Below are 26,595 nucleotides of genomic sequence, written 5' to 3' on the forward strand. Positions count from 1 at the left end.
AGCTTACCCGCGCCCCGCGCGCCAGAAGCGAACGAGCAAGGGGAGCATGAGGAAGCCGATGAAGATCGGCGAAGCCATGTAGCGGAAGTCCTGCGCGGAGATGTTGGCGAGCACCGCGAGCTGCTGGCCGAGCATGGCGGCCGCGATCCCGAGCACCCATCTGTTGCCGCGCAGCCAGGCCGCCAGCGCGAGCGCCACGTAGGCGGCGTAGCACCAGATCGGCCCCCGCCACACCAGCCAGTCGAGGTCGGGCGCGAAGGAGGCGTCCAGCCACTGGTCGGCGACGTCGTGCAGCGGCCACGACAACGGGCTCAGGTTGAAGCTCTCCAGCTCGGGATGGCGCTCGATCATGTCGGGGCCCACGTACTCCCACGCGAACCACCTGCTCGAGAAGTGGTAGGTCGCGCCGCCCTCCGACCAGCGGTCGGCCCCTGGCCGCCACGCGATCGCCCCCCTGCACAACCTGGTCCTGATCACCTGGTCGGGTGCCTCCACCAGGATGCGCTGCCAGAGCGCCATCACCTGCGGGCTGAGCTCGTCCGAGCGCCGCCAGTCGAAGTCGCCCCGCCAGATCAGCGGATTGATCGTGTTGCAGTTGCCGCCCCTCCACCAGCGCTCCAGCGGCGCGATCTCGGCCATGAGCGCCACGTCCTGCGTGGTGAACAGGTCCGTCCGCTCCTTCCACGCGACCGCGATGTCCCCGTAGGCGGTGTGGTAGACGAACGTGCGTGACGGCGGGACGATGCCCACCTGCGGCAGGACGAGGTTGGTGAGCAGGACGGGTACGGCCGCCGCGCCCAGCCCCACGGCCGCCAGCCGCAGCCGCGTCCCCTTACCGATGATCATCAGGGCGAGCACCACGATGCCCACGACCATGAAACCGTTGGCCCTGAACAGCCCCGCGCCCAGCATCACCGCGCCGAGCGCGACCAGCGTCCCCCTGGTCGGGCCTCTGTCCCTGGCGATCCGCGCGCAGACGGCCGTGATGCCGATGACGCAGGCGGTGAACGGCACGTCCTTCCAGAACGTCACGGAGAAGGCCCCGAAGGGCGGCGCGAAGGGCAGCAGGACGGCGGCCAAGGTCGTCGGGAGCCTCGGCGCGCCGAGGCCCTTGAGCTCCTGCGCGAGGAGCGAGATCGCCAGCGCCATGCCCGTGGTCTGGAGAAGGGTCACGGGACTGACGGCGCCCGTGGCCTTGACACTCAGCCACAGGAGCGCGTCGTACAGGACGGAGTGGTCGCTCACCCACGGGCCGACGATGGTGTGGCTCAGATAGAGCACGGAGTCGCGGCTGAACAGGCCTGGATAGAAGGCGGCCCACCACAGCAGGAGCACTGCCTGGATCCAGAGGAAGATCCTTACCGTGGGGCGTTCGATCATCATCGAGAGCTATTGTCCGGGCGGTAGCGGATCAGAGCAAAACGGACGGTCTACGGATAGGTCTCACCCGGTTCGAGCGTGCGCCCCTTGAGCAGGGCCGACACCGTCACCAGGTGGTAGCCGCGCTTGCGCAGATCCTTGATCAGCGTCGGCATCACCTGGACGGTCTGCGGGACCACGTCGTGCATGAGGATGACGCCGTCGCGCCTGGCCAGCTTGAGCACGGCCGCCCTGATCTTCTTCTGGTCGCGCAGCTTCCAGTCGAGCGTGGTGCCGGTCCACAGCACCTGCGCCATCCCCTCGTCGCCCGCCAGCGCGGCCACCCTGTCGTCGGTGTTCCCGTACGGCGGGCGGAACAGCTTCGGCGCCCTGCCGGTGACCTTCTTGACGGCCTCCTGGGTCGTCCTCAGCTCCTGCGTGATCTCCTCGTCGAACAGCGTGGTCAGGCTCGGGTGCGACCAGGTGTGGTTGCCGATCTCGTGCCCCTCCGCCGCCATGCGCTTGACCAGCGTGGGACGGCTTTCGACGTGCTTGCCCATGAGGAAGAAGGTGGCCTTGGCTCCGGACTTCCGCAGCGTGGACAGGAGCGTTCCAGTCGAGGCCCCTGGTCCGTCGTCGAAGGTCAGCGCGAGGCACTTGACCTTCGCGCAGTCGACCTTGGCCGCCGCGTGCGCGGAGGGCGCCGGCAGGAGCACGGCGGCCATTCCGGCCATGACGAGACCACGCACGAACATCAGGCACCTCCATCGACGGGGGATCAACGGGCCCCGTCTATCGTGCCCCATTTCGCCGGTGTTCTCGTCACCGTGGCCGCCTCCCCGCTGTCCGATGGCGCGGACAACAGGGCGTAAAGTCCGGCCCGGCCCGGCGGGCCACGCAGCATGATCCTGACCATGCGACACCCGTCGTTCGCGTGCGCGATCATCGCCTTCTGCCTGGGACTGTGGGGTCTCACCGGGCCTTCGATGTGGGTCGACGAGGTCGTCACCGCCGACCTCGCGACACGGTCGACGCGCCAGATGATGACGATGCTGTCCCAGGTGGACGCCGTGCACGGGCTGTACTACCTGATCGCCAAGGGAGTGGCCGAGCTGGCGGGACAGGCGGGGGAGGCGGTCCTGCGCCTGCCTTCCGTGGTCGCGATCACCGCCGCCTGCGCAGGCCTGGCGGCGGTCGGGTACAGGCTCGGCGGCCGGGGGGTGGGCCTGGCCGCCGGCCTGCTGTTCGCCGCGCTGCCGGTGGCGGCCCAGTACGCGCACGAGGCGCGCTCCTATCCGCTGGTCGCCATGCTGGCGGTCGCCGCCACGTGGCTGCTGGTCCGCGGGATCCAGGACGGCGGCAGGCGGTGGTTCGCCGGTTACGCGCTGGTCCTCGCGCTCATGGGCGCGTTCAACCTGGTGGCGCTGTCGCTCGTCGCGGCGCACGCGGTCACGATGCTGTGGACGCGGCCCGCGCGGCGGACCGCTCTGGCCTGGCTGGCGGCAGCGGCGGCAGGCGGTCTTGCGACGCTTCCGCTGGTGCTGATCGCCTACCCGCAGAAGGGCGCCGTCGCGTTCGTGCCCGCCCCTGCCCTCCGCGGCCTCTGGACGGCGATGTGCGGCCTGGCCGGTTCGGCCGTCGGGGCCGTCGCGCTGGTCGCGCTCATCGGCGCGGGAGTGTGGCACGACAGGGGAAGGAAGGTCGGCGTGGCCGCCGTGGCACTGCCGTGGATGGTGGCGCCGTCCGTGGCGCTGCTGGCCGTCCTGCCCTTCCAGTCGCTCTTCCTGCCGCGCTACCTGTTCTTCTGCGTGCCGGGCTGGGCGCTGGCCGCCGCCATGGGCATCGTCTCGCTCCGCCCGGCGCCGCGCGTGGTCGCGTTCGCGGGCCTGGCCGCCCTCCTGGTACCCGCGAACGTCGCCGCCCGCGCCAACGACGCCAAGCCCATGGACGTGCGGGCCGCCGCGGACGTGCTCAACCGGCACGCGCGCGCCGGCGACCTGATCGTCTACGTGCCGCGCTGGCCCAGGCTCATGTGGGCGGCCTACCCGGGGCCAGGGTCGCGCCTGCGCGACGTGACGATGCGGAAGTCACCCCGTCGGGCAGGCACCCTGGTCGGCCTCGACGCGCGCACCACGAAGGTCGCCGAGCGCCTGGACGCGGGCCGGCGGGTGTGGCTGCTGCGCATCGGCGACCCCAGCGGCGAGGTCGAGCGGCTCCAGCGGATCAGACGCGAGCAGATCAGGGCGGCGGGCGGGTACGCGGTGGCCGGCCGCTGGAGGTTCACCGGCGCGCGCGTCACCCTTTTCGAGCGGCCGATCCCGTGGCCTGTGCGCTGACCGTCACCATGCGGGTGAACTCCGACGGCAGGTCCACCCCGTCCCACACCCGGTGGAAGGTCAGCGCGGAGCCGAAGGGCACCATGCGGTCGACCCCGCGCCCCGCCAGCGCCCTGGCCAGCGCCTCCAGCTCGTCCCTCGCGAAACCGAAATGCGTCATCGTCTGGTCCTTGCGCTCGACGAGCGGGACCAGCTCGCTCAGGTCGCCGAGCCTGGTGTGCGCGAACGTCCCGGTGCCCAGCCACCGCCTCGGCATCGCCGAGGGCGCCGAGAGCCGCACGTCGGTCAGGGCGTTGCCGTGGAAGGTGATCGACTCCCCGGCCCCGTCGGCGGCCATCCCGTAGGCGGCGACCCGCTTCTCGACGGCCATCGCCGCGTCGACGCTCCAGCCGCGGGCGGCGATCGCCTCGGCCAGCCGTACGGCGAAGTCGGCGTGGGCCTTGTCGGTGTCGGCGGCCGAGCCGACCCAGAACACCGTCCTCGGGGACGAGCACGCGGCCTGGTCGAACCAGTAGGAGTCGTTGGCGAACCCCTCGGCGGCCGCGGCCCGCACAGGAGCCGTGCTGCCCAGCCACGCCACCGACCTGATGACGGCGAACGACGAGCGGTCGGGGAAGGTGAGGTCGCGGGCGTGCGGGGCCAGCCGGTGGCGGCGGATGGCGGTGACGGCGGCGTCACCGCCCCAGATGACCCGTAGGTCGCAGGCGGCGGAGAAGGCGGCGGTGGCCTCCTCCGAACGGTCGTAGGAGACGATCCGCTGGGTCTGCGCCACGGCGGGGTCGGCGTCGCGCAGCGCCCTGGCGAGGGTCTCGACGATCGTGCGGGCGACGGCCCCCGAGCGCGGCGACAGCCGTACGACGTTGCGGTTGCCCATGAGCGCCGACAGCGCCCACGAGTAGACGAAGACGGTGTCGACGTTGGCGGGAGGGACGTGGAAGACCAGCCCGCGCGGCACCCGCAGGTGTTCGCCTTCGAGCAGGTCGAGCGCCCTGGCCAGCTCGACGCGGCGCAGGAAGAAGCCGAGCGAGCCGAGCTCGGGATGGCGTCGGGCGATCGCGGGGCTCAGGAGTCTGGCGCCGAACGCGGTCAGGAAGGCGCGCATCCGATCGTCGCCGACCGCCAAAGGGCCGCCGACGGGCGCGGCGGTCAGCTCGGCGACCAGCGTCCCTGCGTCGGATCTGCCGGGGACGGGGAACAGGACGTCGATCATCAGGCGGCCGCTCCGAACGTGTCGCTGCACCCGCGCGCCTCGGCTCTCGGCAGCCTGCCCAGGACGGAGAACCTCTTGCCCGGCCACACCCCGTCGTCCACGCCGTGGACGACGCCCAGGTCCTCGGTCAGCAGCACATGCCCCGGATAGGAGGTGGGCAGCGTGCTGACGACCTCGATCAGTCCAGGCACGCCCACCGGCGCCTCCTGCCAGGTGTCGGGGTCGCGGATCAGCACGTCGGCGAAGTCGGGACAGTAGAGCGCGCCGCCGTCGGCGCCCTCCAGGAAGACCGTGCCGATCTGCTCCACCATCCCGTAGAAGTTGTGCACGGCGGTCAACCCCGTGCGCGCGGCGAAGTGGTGGCGGAAGGCGGCGTTGTCCACGGCCTGCTCGGCCAGCTTCTTCCAGCCGCCTGAGTGGATCAGGATCCCGTTGGACAGGTCGGCCTCCAGCTCCCGCAGGTAGAGCCAGACCATGAAGGTGAAGCCGAACACCAGGAACGGCTCGCGCCCGTGCTCGGCGAGGAAGCCCGACACTGCCTCGGGGTCGGGGCGGCCCTCCTCGTCGAGAGCGAAGGTGTGGTCCCTGCCGAAGTTCATCATCCCGAGCACGCCGGCGCCCCTGGCGCTCAACGTGGGGTCGCGCACGACCGCCCTGGTGTCGGCGATCAGCATGGGCAGCCGCCGCTCGCCCAGCACGCCGCGCATGGTGGCGGCGAGCATGCGCGTCTGCGTGGCGGCCGCCTCCCTGTCCAGGTAGACCAGGCTCGGCCGCTGCCCTGTCGTCCCGCTGGAGGTCAGCACCCTGAACACTTGCTCCTCGGGGATGCTGCGCAGCTCGTGCGTCTTGAACAGGCGGACCGGCAGCCACGGCAGGTCCGCCACCGACCCGTACGGCGGGGCGGACCCCGTCGCGTCCAGGATCCGCCGGTACGGCTCGCACTCGCGCCTGTGGCGCTCGGTCAGGGCGGCGAGCCGGGGCAGCAGCGCCGCCTCCTTCGCCTCCTGGGGCAGGGTGAAGACGCTCACGTGCGGGCCTCCAGCGCTCGGTAGTCGATCTTTCCTGTGGTGAGGAGGGGAAGCCTGTCGACGCCTCGCACGTCGAAGCCGCTCCAGTGCAGGCGCAGCTCGTCGCCCAGCCGTCTGGCCACCGCCTCGCGCGCGCCGGGGTCCATGCCCTCCGTCCACACCGTCACCCTGTCGTCGCCGCCGGTGGCCGCGACGGGGCCGCAGTCGCGCAGGAGCCGCTCCACGTCGTCGAGGTTGACGCGCACGCCGAAGATCTTGGCGATGCGCTTCACCCTGCCCGTGACGAACAGGAACCCCTCCTCGTCGAGACGCCCGAGGTCGCCGGTCCTGAGCACGCCGCCCAGATCGTCGCCCCTGGCCAGGTCGGCCGCGGTCTCGGCGTAGCCCATCATCACGTTGGGGCCCCGGTAGACGACCTCGCCGTCCTCGATGCCGAGCGTGCCGCCGGGAAGCGCGAGGCCCGCCGAGCCGAGCCTGTCGGCCAGGCGGTCGGGAGGCAGCACGGCGATGCGCGCGGTGGCCTCGGTCTGGCCGTACATCACGAAGAACCTGTCGACCTTGGCGGCGAACTCGGCGACCAGCTCGGGTCGCAGCCTGCCGCCCGCCTGGGTCAGCGTGGTGAGCGCGGGATAGGCGGCGGGGTCGAAGCGGAGCCTGCGCAGCATCTCGTACTGGTACGGCACGCCCGCCAGCGAGGTGCAGTGGTGCTCGGCCAGCTGCCGCCAGAAGGGGCGTTCGAGCAGGCTCGCGCCGGTCAGCACGACGGTGGCGCCGACGGCCAGATGGCTGTTGAGCACCGACAGGCCGTAGCTGTAGTGGAGCGGGAGGCTGGTGGGGGCGACGTCGGCGGGGCCGAGGCGCAGGGCCTGGGCGATGGCGCGGGCGTTGGCCATGACGGCGGCGTGCGAGAGCCGTACGAGCTTGGGGTTGCCGGTGGAGCCTGACGTGGTCAGCAGAACGGCCAGGTCGGGGTGCGGGTCGGGAGCGCCGCGCGGCCGCTGCGCGTCGATCCCCGAGAGCGCTGCGGGTCCGGAGAGCGCGTCGACCTCGGAAAACGCTGCGGGTCCGGAGCGTGTGGTGGGTCCGGGGAGCGCGTCGAGCCCGGAGAGGGCGGCGGGCTGGAAGCGGTCGGTCAGGTCGGCAAGCACGGCGGCGTTAAGGGCCGGGTCGAGCAGGGCGACAGGCCTGCGCGCCCGTAGCGCCGCCAGGTAGCCGAGGACGGAGGGCAGGTCGTTGCGCATGCCGAGGAACAGCGGGCCCGGTGGCGACGCGGCCAGCGCCCGCTCCGCCTCGGCGACGCGCCCGGCCAGCTCCTCGCCGCCGAGCACGTCCTGGGTGCCCGCCACGACGAGCCTCGCCTGCGGGTGGGGGAACGGGTCCATCGCTGCTGCCTTTCCTGTCGGGCGCGGTCTCCCCGCGAGGCGCGCGGTCCTTTGGGGTGCGGGTGGTCAGAGCACCAGGCCGCCGTCGACGCCGAGGATCTGGCCGGTCACGAAGGCGGCGTCGGCCGAGAGCAGGAAGGCGGCACTCGCGGCGACGTCCTCGGGTCTGCCGAGCCTGCCGAGCGGCGTGGCGGCGACCGTGGAGGCACGGCCCTGCTCGTCGAGCGTCTCCAGCATGCCGGTCTCGACGAAGCCGGGCGCCACGGCGTTGACCCTGATGCCCGAGGGGCCGAGCTCCTTGGCGGCGGCGAGCGTGAGGCCGAGCACGGCGGCCTTGGTGGCGGAGTAGACGGCCTGTCCCGCGCCGCCCTTGGCGGCCATGACGGAGGAGACCAGGACGACGGCGGGAGCCGTACCCCTGCGCAGCAGCTTCACGGCGGCCTGCAGCGTGTGCGTCGCGCCCACGGCGTTGACCTCGAACAGGCGGCTCACCGACGAGCCGCGCATCATGCCGAGCAGGGCCGCCTCGTGGGCGCCCGCGTTGATCACCAGGGCGTCGAGCCGCCTGTGGCGGCGATGGATCTCCCGCATCAGGGCGGCGACCGCGTCGGCGTCGGCCACGTCGCCGTGGACCGCGCAGGTCGGGCCGCCGGTCTCCGCCGTGATCTCGGCCGCCGCCTTCTCCGCGGCCTCGGCCGTGCGGCCGTGGACGACGACCTCGTGTCCCGTGGCGGCGAGCCTGGCCGCGATCGCCCTGCCGATGCCCCTGGTGGACCCGGTGACGAGGGCGACCCTCGGCTCAGGCCGCGACACCCTGCTTCTCCAGCAGCCGCACGGCTTTCTCGAACGAGCTCATGTCGATCATGTCGTCGGTGTCGATCATGATGTCGAACGCGTCCTCCATCGCGGCGATGAGGGCCATGTGGCCCAGCGAGTCCCACTGCGGGATGGAGCGGTACTCCAGTCCGTCGACGTCGGTGCCCTCTGGCAGGTTGAGCGAGCTGCGGAAGACGACGCGCAGGCGATCGAGATGTCTCATGCTTCCTCACTATCTGCGACAGAATCGAAACGCAGTGTAGCGCCGTGGCGGCAGCTCGAGACGGCGTGTGAAGGCAACTTCCACCGCGAGTAATGGATGGGTATAGCGCCGCGCGGCTCGCGGGGACGACTGGAAAGGTCTGCCCGAGCGCAGGCTAACGAGGAGGTTCGGTGTGGACGAATCCAATCACTGGTACGGGCACTCCCAGATCTTGGGCGCCTACTGCGGGATAGCCCAGGGAGGGCCGCCACGTATCCAGGGATTCGTGCAGCATGGCTGGAACTACCTTCACGGCTTTCCGCCCAACGACAAGTGGTGCAGCCCCGGATATCCCCGGTTCATCTGGTCGGACGTGCTGCGGCGCAGGGGCTGGTCGATGGGCCGTCGGGGCCACTACCTCATCGGCGCGCCGTGGATCTACCTGCTGGCCACGGAGCCCGAGCTGGGCAGGGTGCCGGAGGACGAGCGTGAGGGCACGATCTGGTACCCCTTCCACGGTTGGGAGAAGAGCGCGGTCCACGGCGACCACGCCAGGCTGGCGGCGGAGATCCGCGAGGTCGAGACCGGCCCCGTGACCGTCTGCCTCTACTGGCTCGAGTACGGCGACGCCGCCGTCAGACGGGCCTACGCGTCGGCCGGTTTCCGCGTCATCAGCCACGGCCACAGGGGTTCGCGCTGGGACGGCAAGGGGGGCGACTTCCTGCGCGGCCAGCTCACCGAGCTGCGCCGCCACCGCAGGGTCGCCTCCAACCGGCTGGGCAGCGCGCTGTTCTACGGAGCCTCCGTCGGATGCGACATCGCGGTGTACGGGGACCCGATGCAGTTCGAGGACGAACGCCCCGAGTACGGCGGCACGGCACGCAGGATGCGGCTGTGGCCCGACCTGCACGGCGTGCGGGTGGACCGCGAGCTCGCCCACGAGGTGGCGAGACGCGAGCTCGGTTTCGAGTACCAGGCGGGCCCGGAGGAACTGCGGCGCCTGTTCGGATGGAGAAAGGCGCGATGCGCGTGAACACGACGCCGGACACTGTCCAGCTGATCGGTGGCGAGATGTTGTTGTGGTCGGACTTCACACAGTCGAGAGACTGGGGCGCCGTCGCCACCGAGCTGGCGTCCCTCTTCGTGACGGAACGTGGCAGGGTGCTGGTCCTCGGGCCGCACCCCGGGGGCCTGTTCGACATGGTGGCCGCGCGGGCGGGGTCGCTGTCGGCGTTGCTCCGCTCCTACCCCGACGCCTGCGCGCTGGCCACCAGGCACCCTGCGGCCAGGGTCTTCTGCGGCAGGCTCGACGGGCTTCCGCTGGCCGAGCCGTACGACCTGGTCCTCGCCTTCGAGGGGTTCGCCTCCATGCACTCGGCCGAGTCGCCCGTGCAGAGCTGGCGCGAGACGCTCGCCGCGCTGTCGGAGCTGGTCGCCGAGGGCGGGCGGCTGATCCTGGGCGTGGAGAACGACCTGGGCGTCGACCGGTTCGTGTCGGCCAGGCCGGCCGGCCGCGAGGGCGACGACTCGCAGTGGACGCCCCACGGCTACGACGTGACCTATCCCAACGGCCCCGAGACGGTCGAGCGGGAACTCCAGGCGCTGAACCTCCACGCGGAGACCTGCTACGCGGCCTATCCCACCCGTGAGGCGCCGCGCGCGCTCCTGGCCACCCACGTGCTGGCCCAGCGCCCGCCCGACGCGCTCACCGTCCCGCTCAGCGCCAGGGGCTACGACACCAGGATGGTCGTGGCCGACCCGCTCCATCTGACCCGCACCGCCTTCAGACACGAGCTGGCCGACCGGCTGGCCCCGCTGTGGGTGACCGTCGCGAGGAAGGGGCCCTCGGCTCCCGGCCACACCATCCTGCCGACGGGCCTGCTGCAGAGCGGCCCGATCGTCCACGAGGTGATCTACGGCAGCACCGGCTGGAGCCGCCGCGCGCTGTCCGCGCCGCCGGAGAGCGGCAGGGTGCGCCTGGTGGCGTCGGAGGCCTCCGCGATCATCCCGCACGGCCGGGTGCTGGAGGAGATCCTGCTGGAGGGCTGCGCCCGCGACGACATGCGGGCGCTCAGGGACACCTTCACCGTGCTCGGCGAGTGGGTGAAGGCGCAGCCGCCTTTGATCGCCGTCTTCGGGACGACCGACAACCTCGTCTGGGACGGCGAGCGGCTGCAGCTGGCCGAGTCGGGCTGGACGCTGGACGACGCCCCCGTCGTCGAGATCGTGCTCTGCAGGATCCTGTGGCGCTTCGCCGTACGGCTGCTCGCCGCCGGTCACCACCACCCGTGGCCGTGGCCGATCGAGGCCGACCAGCTCACGCTCACGCTGGCCGGCATGTGCGGGATCCCATGCGACAAGGAGCACCTGGAGGCGGCGATGCGGCTGGAGGAGGAGATCGACACCGTCATCGAGCCAGGCCAGACGCCGCCGGCCTACCGCGAGCTGCTCGACGCCCGCGACCACCTCCACCAGTGCCTGTCCGACTCCCAGGCGAGGGTGGGCAGGCTGGAGACCAAGCTGACCTATCGCGAGCGCGACCTGAAGAAGACCAAGGCGAAGCTCAAGAAGGTTCAGCGCAAGGCCATGGCCTGCCGCAGGACGCTGGGCTACCGGCTCTCGCTCAGGTTCGCGCGGCCCGGGCGGCTGGCCCGCAGGGTCCTCCGCAAGTTCTCCATCTGAAGGGAGTCGCAGTGCTTTCGGTGATCGTCCCCTTCCACAACGTGGAGAAGTACGTCGGCGAGTGCCTGGAGTCGATCGCGAGGCAGACCCTGGGCGACATCGAGGTGATCTGCGTCGACGACGGGTCGACCGACGGCAGCGCGGCCGTCGCGGCGGCGATGTGCGCGGTCGACGACAGGTTCCGCCTGGTCAGGCAGCACAACATGGGCCCTGGCATGGCGCGCAACGTCGGCGTGCGCCTCGCGACGCGACGCTATCTCGCCTTCGTGGACGGCGACGACGTGGTGCCGCGCGTGGCGTTCGCCAAGATGGTCGCCTCGCTGGAGTCGACGGGCTCCGACATGGCGTGCGGCAACGCCAAGCGGCTCATCGGCGGGCGGCTGAAGGCGTCGTGGGCGCACAAGGACGCCTTCAGGGTGCAGAGGAAGCGCACCCACATCACCCGCCATCCGCTGCTGATCCGCGACCGCATGGTCTGGAACAAGGTCTTCAGGCGGTCCTTCTGGGACGAGCTTCGCCTGGCCTTCCCCGACCGGATGTACGAGGACCACCCCGTCACCATGGCGGCGCACGTCCGCGCCGGTTCCGTCGACGTGCTGCGCGAGGTCGTCTACCACTGGCGGCAGCGCGACGAGGCGGAGTCCTCCATCACCCAGCGCAAGCTCGAACCGGACAACCTCCGCGACCGGCTGCTCTCGGTGTGCGACGCCTCCAGGATCCTGCGCGGGGGAGCGCCGCGCCTGGCCGCCGCGTTCGACACCGACACGCTCGACGTCGACATGCACGTGGTGGCGGAGGCGGTCGCCCTCCACGGCGACGCCCTTCCTCCCGACATCGTCGACCTGGCCGTGTCGTATCTCGACCAGGTTCCCCTGTCGGGCTGGCTCGGCCTGCCGTTCGCCCGCCGGCTGCTGGTCCACCTCCTGCACACGCGGCAGCTCGACACGCTCGCGAAGGTCTTCGGCGAGGTCGAGAGCGGCGCGATGCAACCCCTGATGCGCAGAGCAGGGCCGGGGCGGCGCTGGATCGCCGAGCACTCCCGGATGCCCGACCACCTGGCGCCGCTGTCCGGCGACCTGGCTCTCACCTCCCGCCTCCTGCGGCTGGACTGGCACGAGGGCAGGCTGCACGGCGAGGGACGGGTCTCGATCGGCAGGTTCGACGCGGGCGCCGTGGGCCAGGTGAAGCTCACGATCTGGCTGATGGAGCGCAAGAGCGGCGCCAGGATCTCGCTGGGCCACGGAACGGCCTTCCCGACCTGGTCGGAGATCGCCTGGGAGGACGGCAGCACGGCGCTGGAGAGCGGCTACCACTTCGCGTTCGCGCTCGACCCCGCCGCGCTCGCCTCCCACGGCCCGGGCCACTGGGAGCTGCACGTGGAGCTGCGCCGTCCAGGGCTGCACCTGACCGGCAAGATCGGCGGCCCGCGCTGGGCGCCGCCCGCGACCCCGGTCCCCGTACGGCTGCGCCAGCTGTGGCTGGTGCCCGTCCGCACCTTCCGCGGCTCGTGGGGCATCAGGCTGTCGCGGAGCAACGCCGTCGTGCGCGAGTGCCACGTCCATGACGACCGGCTGGTGATATCGGGAGAACTGGGCCGGCGCGGCGACGGCGAACCCGTCCTGCGCCTCATCCGCAGGCACGACGCCGAGGAGATCTACTTCCCCGTGGCCGTCGGCGGCAAGGCCTTCACCGCTCGCGTGGCCTTCGCCGAGATCGACGACTCCAAGCACGAGGAGGCGTGCTGGAATCTCGTCCTCGACCAGGGCAAGGTCGTCAGTCTGGTGGTGGAGACCGCGGCCAGGCCCGAGGTCGAGGTGAGGGGCAGGCGCTTCCTCGTCGACAGGAACGAGGAGGGCGGCCTGATGATCAGGGAGATGGGCGCTAGCTGAGGATGCCCGCCAGGCACTCGACCACGCGGTCCTGGTCTCCCTCGGACAGGTCGGGGAAGAGCGGCAGCGAGAGCTGCTCGCGGTAGTAGGCCTCGGCCTCCGGGCACAGCCCGCGCCGGTAGCCGAGGTCCTCGAAGACCGGATGCCAGTAGGCGGGGATGTAGTTGACCTGGACGCCGATGCCGGCGGCGCGCATCCTGTCGTAGACCTCACGGCGCCGCCCTTCGCGGACGCGGACCGGGTAGAGGTGCCACGAGGGCTCGACGTGGTCGCGCTGGACGGGCAGGCCGAGACCCGGCACCCCGCACAGCAGCTTGTTGTAGCGCGCCACCAGCTCGGCCCTGCGCGCCCTGAACGCGGCCAGGCGGCGGAGCTGGCTGACCCCGAGCGCGCACAGCACATCGGGCAGCCGGTAGTTGAGGCCGAAGGAGTGGACCTCCTGGTGCCAGCCGCCGACCTCGGGGTCGCGCTGCAGAGCGGGGTCCCTGACCAGGCCGTGGTTCCTGAACATGGCCGCGCGCCTGAACAGCTCGGCGTCCCCGGAGACGACGGCGCCCCCTTCGGCCGTGGTCACCGTCTTGGTGGGGAAGAACGAGAACGTCGTGAGGTCGCAGAGCGAGCCGACCGGCCGCCCCCGATAGGCGGCGCCTATGGAGTGGGCGGCGTCGCCCACCAGCGTCGCGCCGCACCCGTCGGCGACCTGGCGCAACCGGTCGTACTCGGCGGGATGGCCCGCGTAGTCGACCGCGGTGATCACGCGTGTCCTGGCCGTCACCGCGGCGGCGGCCGCGGCCGGATCGAGGTTGCCGGTGTCGGGCTCCACGTCGGCGAAGACGACCTTCGCGCCCAGCAGCGCGGCCGTGGCCGCAGTGGCGACGAACGTCAGCGGCGTGGTGACCACCTCGTCGCCCTCGCCGGCACCCGCCGCCGCGTAGGCGACATGGAGCGCCGCGGTGCCCGAGGTGACGCTGACGCACGGTACGCCGCCCGTCCACGTGGCCAGCTCGCGCTCGAACAGCGCGACCGCGGGACCCGTCGTGAGCCAGTCGCCGCGCAGCACCCCGGCGACGGCCTCGACGTCGGCGTCGATGATCGACTGGCGTCCGTAGGGGAGCATCAGGCGTTCACCGTCACCATGTCGCGCAGCTCGTCGACGGACAGCCAGCGGTCGTTGGTGTCCGAGCGGTAGGCGAAGCCCTCGGGCAGCGCCTCCCCGCCCTGCGGCGGGACGTAGCCCCAGGTCGCGATCGTCGGCTGGACCACATAGCGGTCGGTGAGGCGCAGCGTGCGCCTGCCGTCGTCGGGCGCGATCATCTCCTCGTGCAGCTTCTCGCCAGGCCTGATGCCGATCTCCTCCATCGGGCTCTCGGGGGCCAGCGCCTCGGCCAGGTCGGTGATGCGCATGCTCGGGATGCGCGGCACGTACAGCTCGCCGCCCTGCATCATGTCGAAGGAGTCGACGACGAACCTGACCGCCTGCTCGAGGGTGATCCAGAAGCGGGTCATCCGCTTGTCGGTGATCGGCAGGCTGCCGCCCTCCCTGGCCAGGCGCAGGAAGAAGGGCACGACCGAGCCGCGGCTGCCCACCACGTTGCCGTAGCGCACCACGGCGAACCTGGTCACGTGGCTGGCGGCGTAGTGGTTGGCGGAGACGAAGAGCTTGTCGGCGACGAGCTTGGTCGCGCCGTACAGGTTGATGGGGCTGGAGGCCTTGTCCGTGGACAGCGCGACGACCTTGCGCACGCCGCAGTCGATCGCGGCCTCGACGACGTTCTGCGAGCCGGCGATGTTGGTCCTGACGTACTCGAAGGGGTTGTACTCGGCGGTGTCGACCTGCTTGAGCGCGGCGGCGTGGACGACGTGGTCGACGCCGTGCATGGCGCGGGTGAGGCGGTCGCGGTCGCGTACGTCGCCGATGAACCAGCGCAGCCGCTCGTCCTCGCCGAACAGCTGCCTGGCCTCGTACTGCTTGAGCTCGTCGCGGGAGAAGATCACGAGGCGGCGCACACCGAGGTGGTCGAGGGCGTGGCGCACGAAGGCCTTGCCGAACGAGCCCGTGCCTCCAGTGATCAACATTGACGATCCGGTCACCACGCTCACGTCGCCCCCTGATTTCGGTGGTACCACCTGCGTCTGCGTAGACAGGCCGGTAGCATAGCGCGACGAAGCAGACACGCACGGTCACACGGGGGAATGGGGCATCAGTGCGTATTGTCGGAGTCATCCAAGCGCGCATGGGGTCATCGCGACTGCCCGGCAAGGTGCTGCGCGACCTGGGGGGTCGCTCGGTGCTCGGCTGGGTGGTCAGGGCCGTCGACAGGTCGGACGTCGTCGACGACCTCGTGGTGGCGACCACGGGGGAGGCCGCCGACGACGCGGTCGTCGCGGAGTGCGAGCGGCTCGGCGTCGCCTGGCACCGCGGTCCCGTCGACGACGTGCTGACCAGGTTCGTCGACGCGCTGGAGAGCCGTCCGTGCGACGCGGTCATGCGGTTCACCGCCGACTGCCCGCTGCTCGACCCCGAGATCATCAGGGAGGTCGCGCTGGCCTACCAGTCGCTTCCCGGCCTCGACTACATGACCACGAGCCTGGTCCGCACGCTGCCGCGCGGCATGGACGTCGAGATCGTCGGCAGGGACGTGCTGGAGGCGGTCGGCAAGGTCGCCTCCGGCTACCACCGCACGCACGTCACCTCCCACATCTACACCCACCCCGACGACTTCCGGCTGCTCGGCCTCAGCTACTGCCCCGCCGCCCCCGACCTGCGGGTCACGCTCGACACCGAGGACGACTGGCGGCTGATCGCCACGATGGTGGCCGCCATGGGCGACCGCTGCGCGCGCGTGCGCGAGCTGGTCGCGTGGCTGCGCGCGCGGCCGGAGGCGTGCATGATCAACGCACATGTCGAGCAGAAGGCGCTGCGGGAGGCGTGATCGTGCGCGTCGGCATCCGCTGTGACGCGGGGTCCGCGATCGGCGTCGGCCACCTGGTGCGCTGCGTCGCGCTGGCCGAGGAGTTGCGGGCGCGCGGCACGCACGTGTCCTTCCTCGGCGACATGGGGTCGCTGCCGTGGGCCATGCGTCAGCTCGACCTGCGCGCCCTGCCGGTGCGCCCGGCGCCCGCCGAGCCCGGCCGGCTCGCCGCGCTCGGCTTCGACGCGGTCGTGCTCGACTCCTACACGCTGCCCGCCGAGACGGGGCGTGTGCTCATGGCCGCGGGCACGCGCGTCCTCGCGATCATCGACGGCGATCCGCTGGGTCAGGAGGCGCACCTCTATCTCGACCAGAACCTCGGCGCGGAGGAGGTCGCCTGCGCCCTGCCGTATCCGGGGGTGCGGCTGGCCGGGGCACGCTACGTGCTGCTGCGCGACAGCGTACGGCGGGCCGTCCGCGCGCCCGCGCGCACCGGCGCGGCCCCGCCGCACGTGCTGTGCTTCTTCGGCGGCACCGACGCCACCGGCGTCGCGCCCCGGTGGGTGGAGGCGCTGCGCGCGACCGGCGTGCCGTTCACCGCCACCGTGATCAGCTCGGATCCGCTGCCGGCGGGGGAGGGCATCACCGTCCTCCCGCCCACCGACCTGCTGCCCAACCTGATGGCCGAGGCCGACCTGGTGGTGACGGCAGCGGGCTCGGCCATCTGGGAGCTGCTCTATCTCGGCGTGCCCGCGGCGCTGACCTGGGTGGCCGACAACCAGCTCATCGGCTACGAGGCGCTGGTGGGCCGCGGCCTTGCCGCGGGGCTCGGCGGCAGCCCCGAGCGGGCGGTGCCCGCGCTGCGGCGGCTGCTCACCGACCCCGGCCTGCGAGCGGAGTACGGCACGCGCGGCCCTGAGCTGGTCGACGGCAGGGGAAGGGAACGCGTCGCCGACGCCCTCCTCGGCTGAACCCCCGTCCGCCGGATTCAGATGAGGTCCCAGGTCAACGGGGTTCCCATGGCGGCGTCCCTGGTGAACGCGCGACCCATCACCTCGCTCGCCGTCGCGGGCGGCAGACCGCCCGCCGGCCTGATCGACCTGACGTTCTCCGGGGTCACAGGCTCGCCCGCCCGCACGTCGCGCACGACGTAGAGCGAGCGCCTGAACCGCAGGCCTTCGCCCTCGCTCGGCCGCGGCCCGATCACCGGCGCGCCGAGCGACTGCCAGGCCCGATGGCTCTCCACCACGAGCGCCGCCAGCTCGGCGGGCTCCAGCGAGAAGGCGGCGTCGACCCCTCCGTCGGCGCGGGAGAGCGTGATGTGCTTCTCGATGACGCACGCGCCCAGCGCGACCGCCGCCACCGGCACCCCGATCCCTGGCGTGTGGTCGGACACGCCGACCACCGTGCCGGTGATGCCGGCCAGGAGGGGCAGCGCGCGAAGGTTGCTCTCCCCGGGCTCGGCGGGATAGCTGGCCGTGCAGGCCAGCACCACCGGCTGCGCGCACCCCGCCTCCCGGGCGGCCTCGACGGCTGCGTGGATCTCGGCGATCGTCGCCATGCCGGTCGAGATGATCAGCGGCTTGCCCGTGGCCGCCGCCAGCCTGATGAGCGGCAGGTCCACGATCTCCGAGGAGGCGATCTTGTAGGCGGGCGTGTCGAGCTTCTCCAGCAGGTCGATCGCGGTCGGGTCGAACGGCGAGGAGAACGGCACGAGACCCCGCGCGCGGGCCCGCTCGAAGATCGGCTGGTGCCACTCCCACGGGGTGTGGGCGCGCTCGAAGAGCCGGTAGAGGTTCTCGCCGCCCCACAGCTCGTGGCCCTCGCCGACGCGGAAGGCGGGGCCGTCGGCGTCGACGGTGATGGTGTCGGGCCGGTAGGTCTGCAGCTTCAGCGCGTGGGCCCCCGAGGCCGCCACCGCGTCGACGATGGCCAGCGCCCGGCCGAGGTCGCCGTTGTGGTTGCCGGACATCTCGGCGATGACGAACGGCGGGTGCGCCGGCCCTATCTCGCGCCCTGCGATGGAGATCACGCGTTGTCCTCTCTGCTGAGCTGGATGGTGATGACGGTCCTGTCGACCCCGTCGATGGCGCGGGGGTCCGAGCCGAGCTCGGCGAAACCGAAGCGCCGGTGCAGACGCCTGACCGACTCGTTGTCCTCGAGCACCTCGCCGCGCAGCGTCGCCAGGCCGAGCGGGCCGAAGGCGTGCTCGATCGCGGCCCGCTCCAGCCCGATCCACGCCCGCAGCAGCTCGCCCGACGACTCCAGACCCTCGAGGTCGAGGTAGAAGCCCCACGCCGCGCTCGTGGCGCCGGGGCCGAGCCCGGTGAACGTGACCACGCCAGAGGGAGTGCCGCCGTGCTCGTAGACGAGCACCTCGCGGCTCGGGTCGCCTTTCACGCCCGCCCACCATCTGGCGTGCTCGTCGGGGCCGATCTCGTGCGTGGTCAGGCTGGCCGCGCGGACCCTCGGGTGGTTCCGCCAGCGCCTGATGACCTCCAGGTCGTGTTCGCGGACGCGTCTCAGCACCTCGCCCCCCTACGAAGAGTGCTCATGTCGAAGCTCAACGTAGCGGATTCGAGTGTGGGTAAAGAGCTGATCAGGGACAGGCATGCTCCCTGCCGTCCTGTCATGGGGAGGGCATTCTGCGAGCATGCCCCTGCTCAGCGTGATCGTGCCGTACTGCAACGTCGAGCCGTACATCACCGAATGCCTGAAGTCGCTCGCAGCCCAGTCTTTGACAGACCTTGAAGTGATCCTCGTGGACGACGGGTCCACCGACGGGAGTCGCGCGGTCGCCGAGGACTTCGTCGCGAGAGACCCCCGATTCGTGCTGGTCACCCAGGAACGGCAGGGCCCAGGCCCCGCCCGCAACACCGGTGTACGGCACGCGACCGGCACCTACCTCGCCTTCGCCGACAGCGACGACCTGGTGCCCCCGGGCGCGTACGACCTGCTCGTCCGCTCGCTCGAGACGACAGGCTCCGACCTGGCCTGCGGTGGCGTCGAACGCCTGCGGTCGGGAGAGGTCTCGCCGTCCTCGCTGCACGCCAAGCCGTTCAGGCGGAGCGTGGAGCGCACCCACATCAGCCGCATGCGGGTCCTCGTCAGGGACCGCACGGTATGGAACAAGGTGTACCGGCGATCCTTCTGGGACGACCGGCGGCTGGAGTTCGCCGCCGGGATCTACGAGGACCTGCCCGTCGCCATCAGGGCCCACGTCGTGGCCGATCAGGTCGACGTCCTTTCCGAGGTGGTCTACCAGTGGAGAGAGCGCGACGTGGGGGAGCCCTCGATCACTCAGGGCCGCCAGGAGCCGGACAACCTGCGCGCGCGCCACGCGTCGATCAGGGCGGTACGGGAGATCATGGCGGCCGAGGCGGCGCCGCGGCTGCTCGTGTCCTTCGACCGCGTGGTGCTGGAGAAGGACACCGCCTTCCTCCTCCAGGCCGTCGCCGAGAGCGACGCCGAGGAGAGGGGCGAACTTCTGGAGCTGGGGAGGGCCTGGCTGGCCGACCTGCGCCGCTCGGTGGTGAAGGAGGCCAGCGCGCTGCGCCGGCTCGAGCTTTACCTGCTCAAGCGCGGGCTGGCCGACGAACTGCGCGAGGTCCGCGCGTTCCGGGCCAAGGCCGCGGGGGAGCTCCGGGCGGCCAGGCGGCGCAAGAAGGACGAGGGCTGGTACGGCGACTATCCCTATCTCCGGGACAAGCGGCTGCAGATCCCCTACAAGGTCTTCGACATCAGCGAGGAGCTCAGGCTCGTCGCGAGGGTCGAGAGCGCGTCCCTGGACGGCGACCGTCTCAGGGTGCGGGGCGAGGTCTTCATCAGGCGGCTGGAGGGCCGCAGGCTGAAGGTCGCGCTCTGGCTGGAGCAGGACGGGACGACCATCCCCGTGAAGGCGCGATGGAAGAAGCGCAGGACCTTCACCGCCCAGATCGACGCGTCCGCGCTCGCGCACGGGACGTGGCGGATGGGCGTGCGGGCGGAGTTCCAAGAGTTGATCAAGGACGGATATCTTCGGCCCGCGCCCATCGGCGGACAAGACGACGCCGTGGACGACGATCCGGACCTGAATGGATCTACCCAGGAGCTTGGTACGTGCCGGGATGGTCAAGAAGCGGCATGGACATTCTCCAGTAGTTCCAGAGAGTAATCGAAGAACCACGCTGTGTCGCCATGCTGGGATTCATGAGGACCTACTCGCTCGATGACGTCTACGCGACATGCAAGCGGAGAGACTCCTGGTGGACCGTGTGCTTCGTGGACCCGGTCGCCTGCCGGGTCGCGTTGTTCGTCGCGAACCGATCGAACATCACGCCGAACGGTCTCACGGTCTTCTCGCTGGTTCTCGGCATGGCGTCCGCCGGGTGCCTGGCGGCCGGTCAGCTCGCCGCGGGAGCGGTGCTGTTCTACCTGAGCTTCATGATCGACTGTGTCGACGGCAAGATCGCCCGCCTCAAGGGCACGGGGACGCCGTTCGGTCTGTGGCTCGACTTCATGGGCGACAGGATCAGGGAACTGTGCTGCGCCACCGGGCTCGCCTACGGCCAGTACGCGGCCACGGGGAACGTCGCCTTCATCGTGCTCGGCGCCGCGGTGGCCGCACTCGACATGTTCAGGTACGTCAACTCGGCAACGATGAAGCGGGTCAGGGAGACGATCAGGGAGGCCAACGCCTCCTCGACGCCGGCCCACCTTCCCGCGCCGAGACCGCACGAGCCACTGGCGTACCGGCCGATGCCGCACCAGCAGGGGGCACGGCCGGCGCCGGGGCACCAGACGGGAGTACAGACTTCACGGCCGCAGCAGTCCGCGCCGCCACGGCGCCGTGGCCTGCTGCGCCGGGTCAACAGGGCGATGGCCAGGCGGAGGATCCGGTCCCACCTGATCAGCGGCATCGAGTACCACGCGACGGTCTTCGTGATCGCACCGCTGCTGGGGCAGACGGCGCTCATCCCCGTCATCTCGGTCGGCAGCGTCCTGTTCGTGGCCAACGAGATCTTCCTTATCTATCGAATGTGGCTCTTCACCCGCCGCCACGGGGCGGTCCCCAAGCCGGAGGAGAGCCGAGAGCAAGCGCTAATCGGGGGTTCACCAAATGTCTGACAGGCCGGTATTCGTCGTTGGCTGTCCACGTTCGGGCACCACACTGCTGCAGCTGATGCTCCACTCGCACTCGAGGATCGCGGTGCCGCCGGAGACCAGGTTCGTGGGCGCCGTCTACAACAAGCGCCGCTCGTTCGGCGACATGCGGCAGGCCGCCAAGCGCCTCGCGCTGGCCGAGTGGATCACGGGCGACCGCACCAAGTTCCGCGAGCTCGGCGTCGACAAGGACGAGTTCATCAGGCAGGCGGTCGAGGGTCCTGGCTCACTCGGCTCGGTGCTCGGCACCGCGTTCAGGATGTACGCCGACCGCTTCGGCAAGGCAAGGTGGGGCGACAAGCGCCCGAGCTACGTCAAGCAGGTGGACATGCTGGTGAGGCTGTTCCCCGACGCGCAGTTCGTGCACCTGATCAGGGACGGCCGCGACTGCGTCTCCTCGCTGAAGGAGATGCCGTGGTTCACGCACGACTCCTTCCACGCGATCTCCATCTGGGCGGAGGCGATCGACGCGGGTAAGAGGCTGCGCAAGATCATGCCGGAGGACAGCTACTACGAGCTGCGCTACGAGGACCTGACCGACGACCCGGCGACCGAGCTGAAGAAGCTCTGCCACTTCCTCGAAGAGGACTTCGACCCGGCGATGTGCTCGCCGGGTGACATGGCCAGCGTCGCGGTGCCCGCCCACAAGGTGTGGCACAGCAACACCCACGGCGAGGTCCTCAGGTCACGGGTGGGCAGCTGGTCGACGCGCCTCGACAGCTGGGAGGTCAGGCTGTGCGAGCAGGTGCTCGGCGAGCGCCTGGAGGCCAACGGCTACGAGCTGACCGGCGCGCCGAAGGCGGCCAAGGATCACCTGGCCCGCCTGCAGAGGGTCATGCAGAAGCGGCGCGCGGCCCGCATGCGCAAGAGCATGCGCGACCGGTTCAACCGGCTGCGCGAGCCCGGCCCCGTGCCGGCGTTGCTGACCTCCGGCCAGCGCGTGCTCGCCGGCGTCCCCGCGCAGCGCATCGAGGTGGAGGTCCCGCAGCGCGTCATGTGAGGCCTCGGCCTCCGCAGCGCGTCATGTGAGGCCGCGCGGCCTTCACAGCGCGTCATGTGAGGTTCGCGCGGCCTCCGCAGCGGGTCGCGCGTGGCTTCCTCACCGCTCCATGTGAGCGAAGAGCTCTTCCCAGCGGTCGAGCACGGGTTCCAGACGGAACGCCTCGGCCCTGGCGCGAGCGGCGGCGCCCAGTCGCCGCCGCTCGCCCGCCGACTCCATGAGGGCGGCGAGCCGTTCGGCGAGGGCGGGCACGTCGCCGGGCGGCGCGAGCAGCCCGCCGATCGAGCGCACGCCTCCCGAGACGTCGAAGGCGACGGACGGCAGCCCGTGCGCGGCCGCCTCCATGAGAACCAGCGGCAGACCCTCGTGCTCGCTGGACAGCGCGACGATGGACGCGCCGAGGTACTCCCGTTCCATCGCGCCCGCGTCCACGCGGCCCCTGAACACCACCCGGTCGGCGACGCCCTCCTGCGTCGCCCAGGCGCGCAGCCGCGGCTCCTCGGGCCCGTCACCGATGAGGTGCAGCTCCCACGGTGGCGCGGACGCCTTGGCGAAGGCGCTGATCAACCTGTCGAACCGCTTCACGCCGGCCAGCCTGCCGGCGCCCAGCACTCTCGCGGCCGACAGCTCGGCCCTCGCCGCAGGCCAGCCCTGCAAGGGGTTGGGCAGCGACCAGGTGTTGGGCAGCAGCGCGTGCTCGGCGAACAGCCACGCGTCCTGTTCGCTGAGGAAGACCGCCTGGTCGAGATCGCCATAGTGACGCCTGATCGAGCCGAGGTGCGAGCAGATGCGGGCGTGCTGGTAGGAGCCGTGGTACTGGCCGATGGCGCGCGTCCGCTCGGGCAGCAGCCCGGACAGCCGCGTCACCACGCCGGGGGAGGTCAGGACGGCGAAGGCAGGCCCGATCCTGGCGAGCAGCCCGCCGGCGCGCCCCTTCTCGAACACGGACGAGCGCGGGGACCTGCTGATCACGTGCCTCGCGTACAGCGGCCGCGCCACGTATCGGAACGGCTTCTCCGCCCTGTGCAGGCCCACGACGTGCACTTCGTGGCCGCGGCCTGCCAGCCCCTGCGCGAGCGTGTGGGTGACCTGCTGGATGCCGCCGAGGGTGTCGGCGTCCATGCAGGCGAAGACCACCGCCCCGCTCACGAGGCGCTCCGCAGCGGAGGCCGCCGCCGCACCGGTACGGCAGGCGGCACGCCGAAGAAGTCCGCCACGACCCTCGCGGCTGCGTCGCCCCTCTCCTCCTCGCACCACAGCCGCCGCGCCGCGGCGTACTTGGCGGCGAACGAGGCGTGCACCGCCGGAAGGTCGCGCAGGCACGCGACGAGCTCGGCGCCCGTGGTGACGCACGGGCCCGGCGCGATCGCGGGCAGGTCGGTGTTGACGCCCCGCTCGGACAGTCGGTACTCGTCCCAGTCGTCGATGAAGAACAGCATCGGCTTGCCCGTGACCGCGTAGTCGCACATCACGGAGGAGTAGTCCGTCAGCAGCGCGTCGGAGACCAGGATCAGGTCGTTGATCTCGGGATACGCGCCCGCGGGCCGGACGAAGTGGAGCAGGTGCTGGGGGACCTTGTAGCGCTCGACCGGATGGGTGCGCAGGATCACCACCCATTCGTCCGACACCGCCTCCGCCAGCTCGGCCAGGTCCACCCGCACCGACATGCCCGAATTCTTGGCGCCGTCGCGGTAGGTGGGCGCGTAGAGGAGGATCCTGCGGTCCTGCGGGATCTCCAGCCGCTCGCGCACGCCCTCGGGCGGCTCGCCGCGCACCAGCGTGTCGCAGCGTGGCGTGCCGTACCGCAGGACGGGGCCCTCGTAGCCGAGGGCGGGCACGAAGTAGCGGGAGAACTCGGCGCTCGGCGAGATCAGCGCGTCCCATCGGGCGACGGCCGCGCGCCACTGCTCGCGCGGACCCGGCAGGTCGGCGCGCAGGTCGGGGGCGTCGAAGCCGATGGACTTGATGCCCTGGCCGTGCCAGGTCTGCAGGTAGCGGGTGCCGCGCGGCTTGGGGTAGTCGAGGGGGAAGCCGTGGCTGTCGACCCAGATGCCGGCGCGGGCCATGGTCCAGATGTGGCGCCAGCTGCCCCGCCGTACGAGGGGGACGCCGGAGGGGAAGCAGGCGCGGCCGCGGGCGACCGACCAGACGGCGGTGACGGGCAGTCCCCGGCGGCGCACCTCCTCGTAGACGGCGCGCGGGCTGCCGGTGTAGCCCTTGCCGCAGTCGGCCTCGAACAGTGCCAGGTCCTCGCGCGGCGGCAGCACCCTGATCAGCGCCTTGTAGGCCCTGAGCTTCAGCCGGGGCGTGCTCACCCGGCGGAGGACGCTGCGCTTCAGCTTGGCGAGGACGACCCGCGGCGTGGGCCTCGGGCTCAGGTGCAGCTGTCCCGCGGCGCCCGCGGCGCTGACGCGCAGGCGGCCGAGGCCGAACGGCTCCATGCCGGGGTCCGCGAGCAGGGTGTCGGTCGTGGTGAGGCCGTTAGGCCTGGTGAACCCGATGCGCGGGTCGCAGCGCGCCCTGACCTTCGCCAGGTCGAGGGTGACCTCGCTGACGAGGGCGCCGTCGGGGGAGGGAACCGGGTCGATCGGCACCGTGAGAGGGCCGCAGCGCAGGAACGCGGTCCACTCGGTGAGGACCGAGAAGGGGTCGTAGGTGCGCACCCGCATCCGCAGCCGCGTCCCCTCCGTGGCGAGCGCGACCACCTCGTGCCGCAGCCTGGAGGCGGTGTAGGGCAGCTCGGCCATGCGCAGCTCGGTGATGTCCAGGCCTGGCGCCGGCGTGCGGCCCCAGTACGTGCGCCCCTCGTGCGTGACCACCTCGCGCGGCGGGGCCAGGGGCGCGCTCAGCGACCTGGCCGCCACCCGCAGGTCCTCGGCCCTGCCGTCCAGGATCAGCCGGCAGCACACGCGCACCATCGGGTCCATCCGGCCGATCACCTCGTCGGGTACCTCCTCCAGGTACGGCCTGACCATCGAGGCGAACTCCTTGGCCCACACCAGGTCGCGCGAGGGGAGCGGGTTGAGATAGACCCGCAGGTCCTGGCGGACGAAGCGGTACTGCCGATCCGGCACCAGGTCGCCGAACCCGTGCGCGCGCAGCGTCGCGTCGCTGCGTCTTGCCGCCTCCACCCGGTGGCGGACGTTGTTCATCTCCCTGATGCTCATCGAGATCGACGTGCGCTCGTGGGACCTGCGCCAGTGGTAGACCACCCACGGGACGATCGCGAACCTGCGTGCCGAGCAGTACATCTCGGCGCCGAAGACGTGGTCCTCGTAGTGGATGTCCTCGGGGAAGCGCAGCGCGTGACGGCGCAGGAAGGACACGTCGAACAGCTTGTTGGTGCTGAAGCAGTCGAGGAACAGCTCGGGCTCCTCCCGGATGCCCTCGACCACCCGCCGCTTCCTGAACAGTTGCGGGTAGTAGCGCTCGGTCCTGCCCGTCGGCTCGTACAGCCGTGAGATCTGTCCGGAGACGAAGTCGGCGCCGGTCCGCTCGATCTCCGTCAGCATGCTCTTGCACGCGTGCCGCGGCAGCGTGTCGTCGCTGTCGAGGAACATGACGTACGGCGAGAGCGCCGCGTCGATCCCGTCGTTGCGCGGCGCTCCGCACCCGCCCGAGTTGGCCTCCCTGCGCACGTAGCGGACGCGGGCGTCGGCCCGCATGAGCTCCCTGGCCACGCGCGGGGTGTCGTCGGTGCTCGCGTCGTCCGAGATGATCACCTCGAGGTCGCGGAGCGTCTGGTCGAGCACCGAGCGGACCGCTCTCGGGAGGCGGGCGGCGTCGTTGTAGGTGATCACGACAACGGTGCAGTCCGGCATGCCTGTTCTCCCCCGAGTCCCGATGCTCGAAGGCAGACATTCCCCCGCGATTCACCAAGTGTCCTGACTTGATGGCGTTTTTACCGGACGATTCGCCTGATTAGCCACACAAGTAGAACTATCCCGGCAATCGCCCCCGCGATCGGCGCGATCCTCTTGAGCAGCGGTGCTCCCGCGATCTCCAGCAGGTCGAGCGCCTCCTCGTCGGGCGTGCGGGAGGTGCGCAGGGTGCCGCTCGGCCTGACGTCCGCCTCCTCCTCGATCTCCGGCACCGCGGCCAGGTGGCGCTCCTCGCCCTGCGGCTCGCCCAGCAGCGCCGACAGGTTCGCCGCGAACGTGTCGATGAGCTTGGCGCCCACCTCCGCCATGACGCCCCTGCCGAACTGCGCGGGCCTTCCCGTGACGTTGAACGTCGTCTCGACCTTCACCGTGGTGGCCCCTTCGGAAGGGGCCAGCCGGGCGGTGACGGCGGCGTTGGCGGTACCCGAACCGCGGGCCTCCTTGCCCGAGGCCGAGAGCGTGAGGGCGTAGGCGTCCTTGTCGACGTCCTCGAACCTCGCCGTGCCCCGGTAGGTGACGGTGATCGGGCCGACCTTCACCTTCATCCTGCCGGTGAACTCCTCTCCCTCGACGATGTCGAGGGTCGCCCCAGGCAGGCACGGCGCCACCCGCTCGACGTCGAGCAGCGCCGCCCAAGCCTGCTCGACCGGAACAGGAACCGTGAACTCGTGCTCGAACCGCATCGCCATCGATCCGCTCCTTCCACCGACTGGACGCGCTCTCCCAGCCTCGTCCTTGGGACACCCGCTGGCTACC

The 26,595-nt window shown here is 71.2% G+C and carries 23 protein-coding genes; 9 read left to right on the forward strand and 14 right to left on the reverse strand.

Going from position 1 to position 26,595, the window contains the following annotated elements; translation table 11 throughout:
• Window positions 1-3: 3 nt before the first annotated feature.
• Both AC3EO4_RS04135 and AC3EO4_RS04140 read right to left on the reverse strand, forming a co-directional pair.
• Window positions 4-1,383, reverse strand: a complete 1,380-nt coding sequence (locus AC3EO4_RS04135) for a hypothetical protein (protein ID WP_431893857.1) — start codon at window positions 1,381-1,383, stop codon at window positions 4-6.
• Between the two features lie 47 nt (window positions 1,384-1,430).
• On the reverse strand, window positions 1,431-2,114 hold the full coding sequence (locus tag AC3EO4_RS04140; protein ID WP_431893858.1) for a polysaccharide deacetylase family protein: 684 nt from the start codon (window positions 2,112-2,114) through the stop codon (window positions 1,431-1,433).
• 159 nt (window positions 2,115-2,273) lie between these two features.
• On the opposite strand from AC3EO4_RS04140, the gene AC3EO4_RS04145 reads away from it, so the two are divergent.
• Entirely contained in the window at window positions 2,274-3,695 is a 1,422-nt protein-coding gene (locus tag AC3EO4_RS04145) for a glycosyltransferase family 39 protein (protein ID WP_431893860.1), read from the forward strand.
• Here AC3EO4_RS04145 and AC3EO4_RS04150 read toward each other — a convergent pair.
• From AC3EO4_RS04150 to AC3EO4_RS04170, 5 genes are all read right to left on the reverse strand, one after another.
• Complete coding sequence (locus tag AC3EO4_RS04150) at window positions 3,655-4,905, reverse strand: acyl-CoA reductase (protein WP_379570742.1); 1,251 nt, start codon at window positions 4,903-4,905, stop codon at window positions 3,655-3,657. The genes AC3EO4_RS04145 and AC3EO4_RS04150 overlap by 41 nt on opposite strands.
• Window positions 4,905-5,933 carry a LuxE/PaaK family acyltransferase gene (locus AC3EO4_RS04155; protein ID WP_431893861.1) on the reverse strand — a complete coding sequence of 343 codons (1,029 nt, stop codon included), beginning with the start codon at window positions 5,931-5,933 and terminating at the stop codon, window positions 4,905-4,907. The genes AC3EO4_RS04150 and AC3EO4_RS04155 overlap by 1 nt, the downstream gene beginning before the upstream one ends.
• A complete protein-coding gene (locus tag AC3EO4_RS04160; RefSeq protein ID WP_431893863.1) occupies window positions 5,930-7,315 on the reverse strand; it encodes an AMP-binding protein in 1,386 nt (461 codons plus the stop codon). Before AC3EO4_RS04160 ends, AC3EO4_RS04155 begins: the two co-directional genes overlap by 4 nt.
• 66 nt (window positions 7,316-7,381) lie before the next feature.
• Window positions 7,382-8,128 carry an SDR family NAD(P)-dependent oxidoreductase gene (locus AC3EO4_RS04165; protein WP_379570748.1) on the reverse strand — a complete coding sequence of 249 codons (747 nt, stop codon included), beginning with the start codon at window positions 8,126-8,128 and terminating at the stop codon, window positions 7,382-7,384.
• Window positions 8,115-8,354 carry an acyl carrier protein gene (locus AC3EO4_RS04170; protein WP_379570750.1) on the reverse strand — a complete coding sequence of 80 codons (240 nt, stop codon included), beginning with the start codon at window positions 8,352-8,354 and terminating at the stop codon, window positions 8,115-8,117. Before AC3EO4_RS04170 ends, AC3EO4_RS04165 begins: the two co-directional genes overlap by 14 nt.
• Window positions 8,355-8,526: 172 nt before the next feature.
• Here AC3EO4_RS04170 and AC3EO4_RS04175 point away from each other — a divergent pair, with 172 nt between their 5' ends.
• Genes AC3EO4_RS04175 through AC3EO4_RS04185 form a run of 3 tightly spaced genes read left to right on the forward strand, consistent with a single transcriptional unit; the run spans window position 8,527 to window position 12,904 of the window.
• Window positions 8,527-9,366: a hypothetical protein gene (locus tag AC3EO4_RS04175; protein ID WP_431893865.1), complete on the forward strand. Its 840-nt coding sequence runs from the start codon at window positions 8,527-8,529 to the stop codon at window positions 9,364-9,366.
• Window positions 9,357-11,015, forward strand: a complete 1,659-nt coding sequence (locus AC3EO4_RS04180; RefSeq protein ID WP_379570753.1) for a class I SAM-dependent methyltransferase — start codon at window positions 9,357-9,359, stop codon at window positions 11,013-11,015. Before AC3EO4_RS04175 ends, AC3EO4_RS04180 begins: the two co-directional genes overlap by 10 nt.
• A gap of 11 nt (window positions 11,016-11,026) precedes the next feature.
• Window positions 11,027-12,904 carry a glycosyltransferase family 2 protein gene (locus AC3EO4_RS04185; RefSeq protein WP_431893866.1) on the forward strand — a complete coding sequence of 626 codons (1,878 nt, stop codon included), beginning with the start codon at window positions 11,027-11,029 and terminating at the stop codon, window positions 12,902-12,904.
• Here the strand turns inward: AC3EO4_RS04185 and AC3EO4_RS04190 are convergent.
• Together AC3EO4_RS04190 and pseB are read right to left on the reverse strand one after the other, a co-directional pair.
• Window positions 12,897-14,021: a DegT/DnrJ/EryC1/StrS family aminotransferase gene (locus tag AC3EO4_RS04190; protein ID WP_431893868.1), complete on the reverse strand. Its 1,125-nt coding sequence runs from the start codon at window positions 14,019-14,021 to the stop codon at window positions 12,897-12,899. The genes AC3EO4_RS04185 and AC3EO4_RS04190 overlap by 8 nt on opposite strands.
• On the reverse strand, window positions 14,021-14,980 hold the full coding sequence (pseB, locus tag AC3EO4_RS04195) for a UDP-N-acetylglucosamine 4,6-dehydratase (inverting) (RefSeq protein WP_379570759.1): 960 nt from the start codon (window positions 14,978-14,980) through the stop codon (window positions 14,021-14,023). Before pseB ends, AC3EO4_RS04190 begins: the two co-directional genes overlap by 1 nt.
• 128 nt (window positions 14,981-15,108) lie before the next feature.
• Here pseB and AC3EO4_RS04200 point away from each other — a divergent pair, with 128 nt between their 5' ends.
• Window positions 15,109-15,837: a cytidylyltransferase domain-containing protein gene (locus AC3EO4_RS04200; RefSeq protein WP_431893870.1), complete on the forward strand. Its 729-nt coding sequence runs from the start codon at window positions 15,109-15,111 to the stop codon at window positions 15,835-15,837.
• Entirely contained in the window at window positions 15,834-16,787 is a 954-nt protein-coding gene (locus AC3EO4_RS04205) for a PseG/SpsG family protein (RefSeq protein WP_431893872.1), read from the forward strand. The genes AC3EO4_RS04200 and AC3EO4_RS04205 overlap by 4 nt, the downstream gene beginning before the upstream one ends.
• 17 nt (window positions 16,788-16,804) lie before the next feature.
• Here the strand turns inward: AC3EO4_RS04205 and pseI are convergent, their stop codons facing one another.
• Both pseI and AC3EO4_RS04215 read right to left on the reverse strand, forming a co-directional pair.
• Window positions 16,805-17,848: a pseudaminic acid synthase gene (gene pseI / locus AC3EO4_RS04210; RefSeq protein ID WP_431893873.1), complete on the reverse strand. Its 1,044-nt coding sequence runs from the start codon at window positions 17,846-17,848 to the stop codon at window positions 16,805-16,807.
• Entirely contained in the window at window positions 17,845-18,345 is a 501-nt protein-coding gene (locus AC3EO4_RS04215; protein WP_431893874.1) for a GNAT family N-acetyltransferase, read from the reverse strand. The genes pseI and AC3EO4_RS04215 overlap by 4 nt, the downstream gene beginning before the upstream one ends.
• Window positions 18,346-18,469: 124 nt before the next feature.
• On the opposite strand from AC3EO4_RS04215, the gene AC3EO4_RS04220 reads away from it, so the two are divergent.
• Genes AC3EO4_RS04220 through AC3EO4_RS04230 form a run of 3 tightly spaced genes read left to right on the forward strand, consistent with a single transcriptional unit; the run spans window position 18,470 to window position 21,958 of the window.
• On the forward strand, window positions 18,470-19,969 hold the full coding sequence (locus tag AC3EO4_RS04220; protein ID WP_431893875.1) for a glycosyltransferase family 2 protein: 1,500 nt from the start codon (window positions 18,470-18,472) through the stop codon (window positions 19,967-19,969).
• Window positions 19,970-20,004: 35 nt separating this feature from the next.
• Entirely contained in the window at window positions 20,005-20,922 is a 918-nt protein-coding gene (locus tag AC3EO4_RS04225) for a CDP-alcohol phosphatidyltransferase family protein (RefSeq protein WP_379570771.1), read from the forward strand.
• Complete coding sequence (locus AC3EO4_RS04230; RefSeq protein WP_379570773.1) at window positions 20,915-21,958, forward strand: sulfotransferase family protein; 1,044 nt, start codon at window positions 20,915-20,917, stop codon at window positions 21,956-21,958. Before AC3EO4_RS04225 ends, AC3EO4_RS04230 begins: the two co-directional genes overlap by 8 nt.
• Before the next feature lie 99 nt (window positions 21,959-22,057).
• Here AC3EO4_RS04230 and AC3EO4_RS04235 read toward each other — a convergent pair whose 3' ends face one another.
• The 3 genes from AC3EO4_RS04235 to AC3EO4_RS04245 all read right to left on the reverse strand — a co-directional run bounded on the left by AC3EO4_RS04235 (window position 22,058) and on the right by AC3EO4_RS04245 (window position 26,528).
• Window positions 22,058-23,107 carry a glycosyltransferase gene (locus tag AC3EO4_RS04235; RefSeq protein WP_379570775.1) on the reverse strand — a complete coding sequence of 350 codons (1,050 nt, stop codon included), beginning with the start codon at window positions 23,105-23,107 and terminating at the stop codon, window positions 22,058-22,060.
• Window positions 23,104-25,779, reverse strand: coding sequence for a bifunctional glycosyltransferase/CDP-glycerol:glycerophosphate glycerophosphotransferase (locus tag AC3EO4_RS04240; protein WP_431893877.1), 2,676 nt, complete (start codon window positions 25,777-25,779; stop codon window positions 23,104-23,106). Before AC3EO4_RS04240 ends, AC3EO4_RS04235 begins: the two co-directional genes overlap by 4 nt.
• 80 nt (window positions 25,780-25,859) lie before the next feature.
• A complete protein-coding gene (locus AC3EO4_RS04245) occupies window positions 25,860-26,528 on the reverse strand; it encodes an SRPBCC family protein (RefSeq protein ID WP_379570779.1) in 669 nt (222 codons plus the stop codon).
• Window positions 26,529-26,595 lie beyond the last annotated feature (67 nt).

It is taken from the genome of Nonomuraea sp. bgisy101, assembly GCF_057708945.1.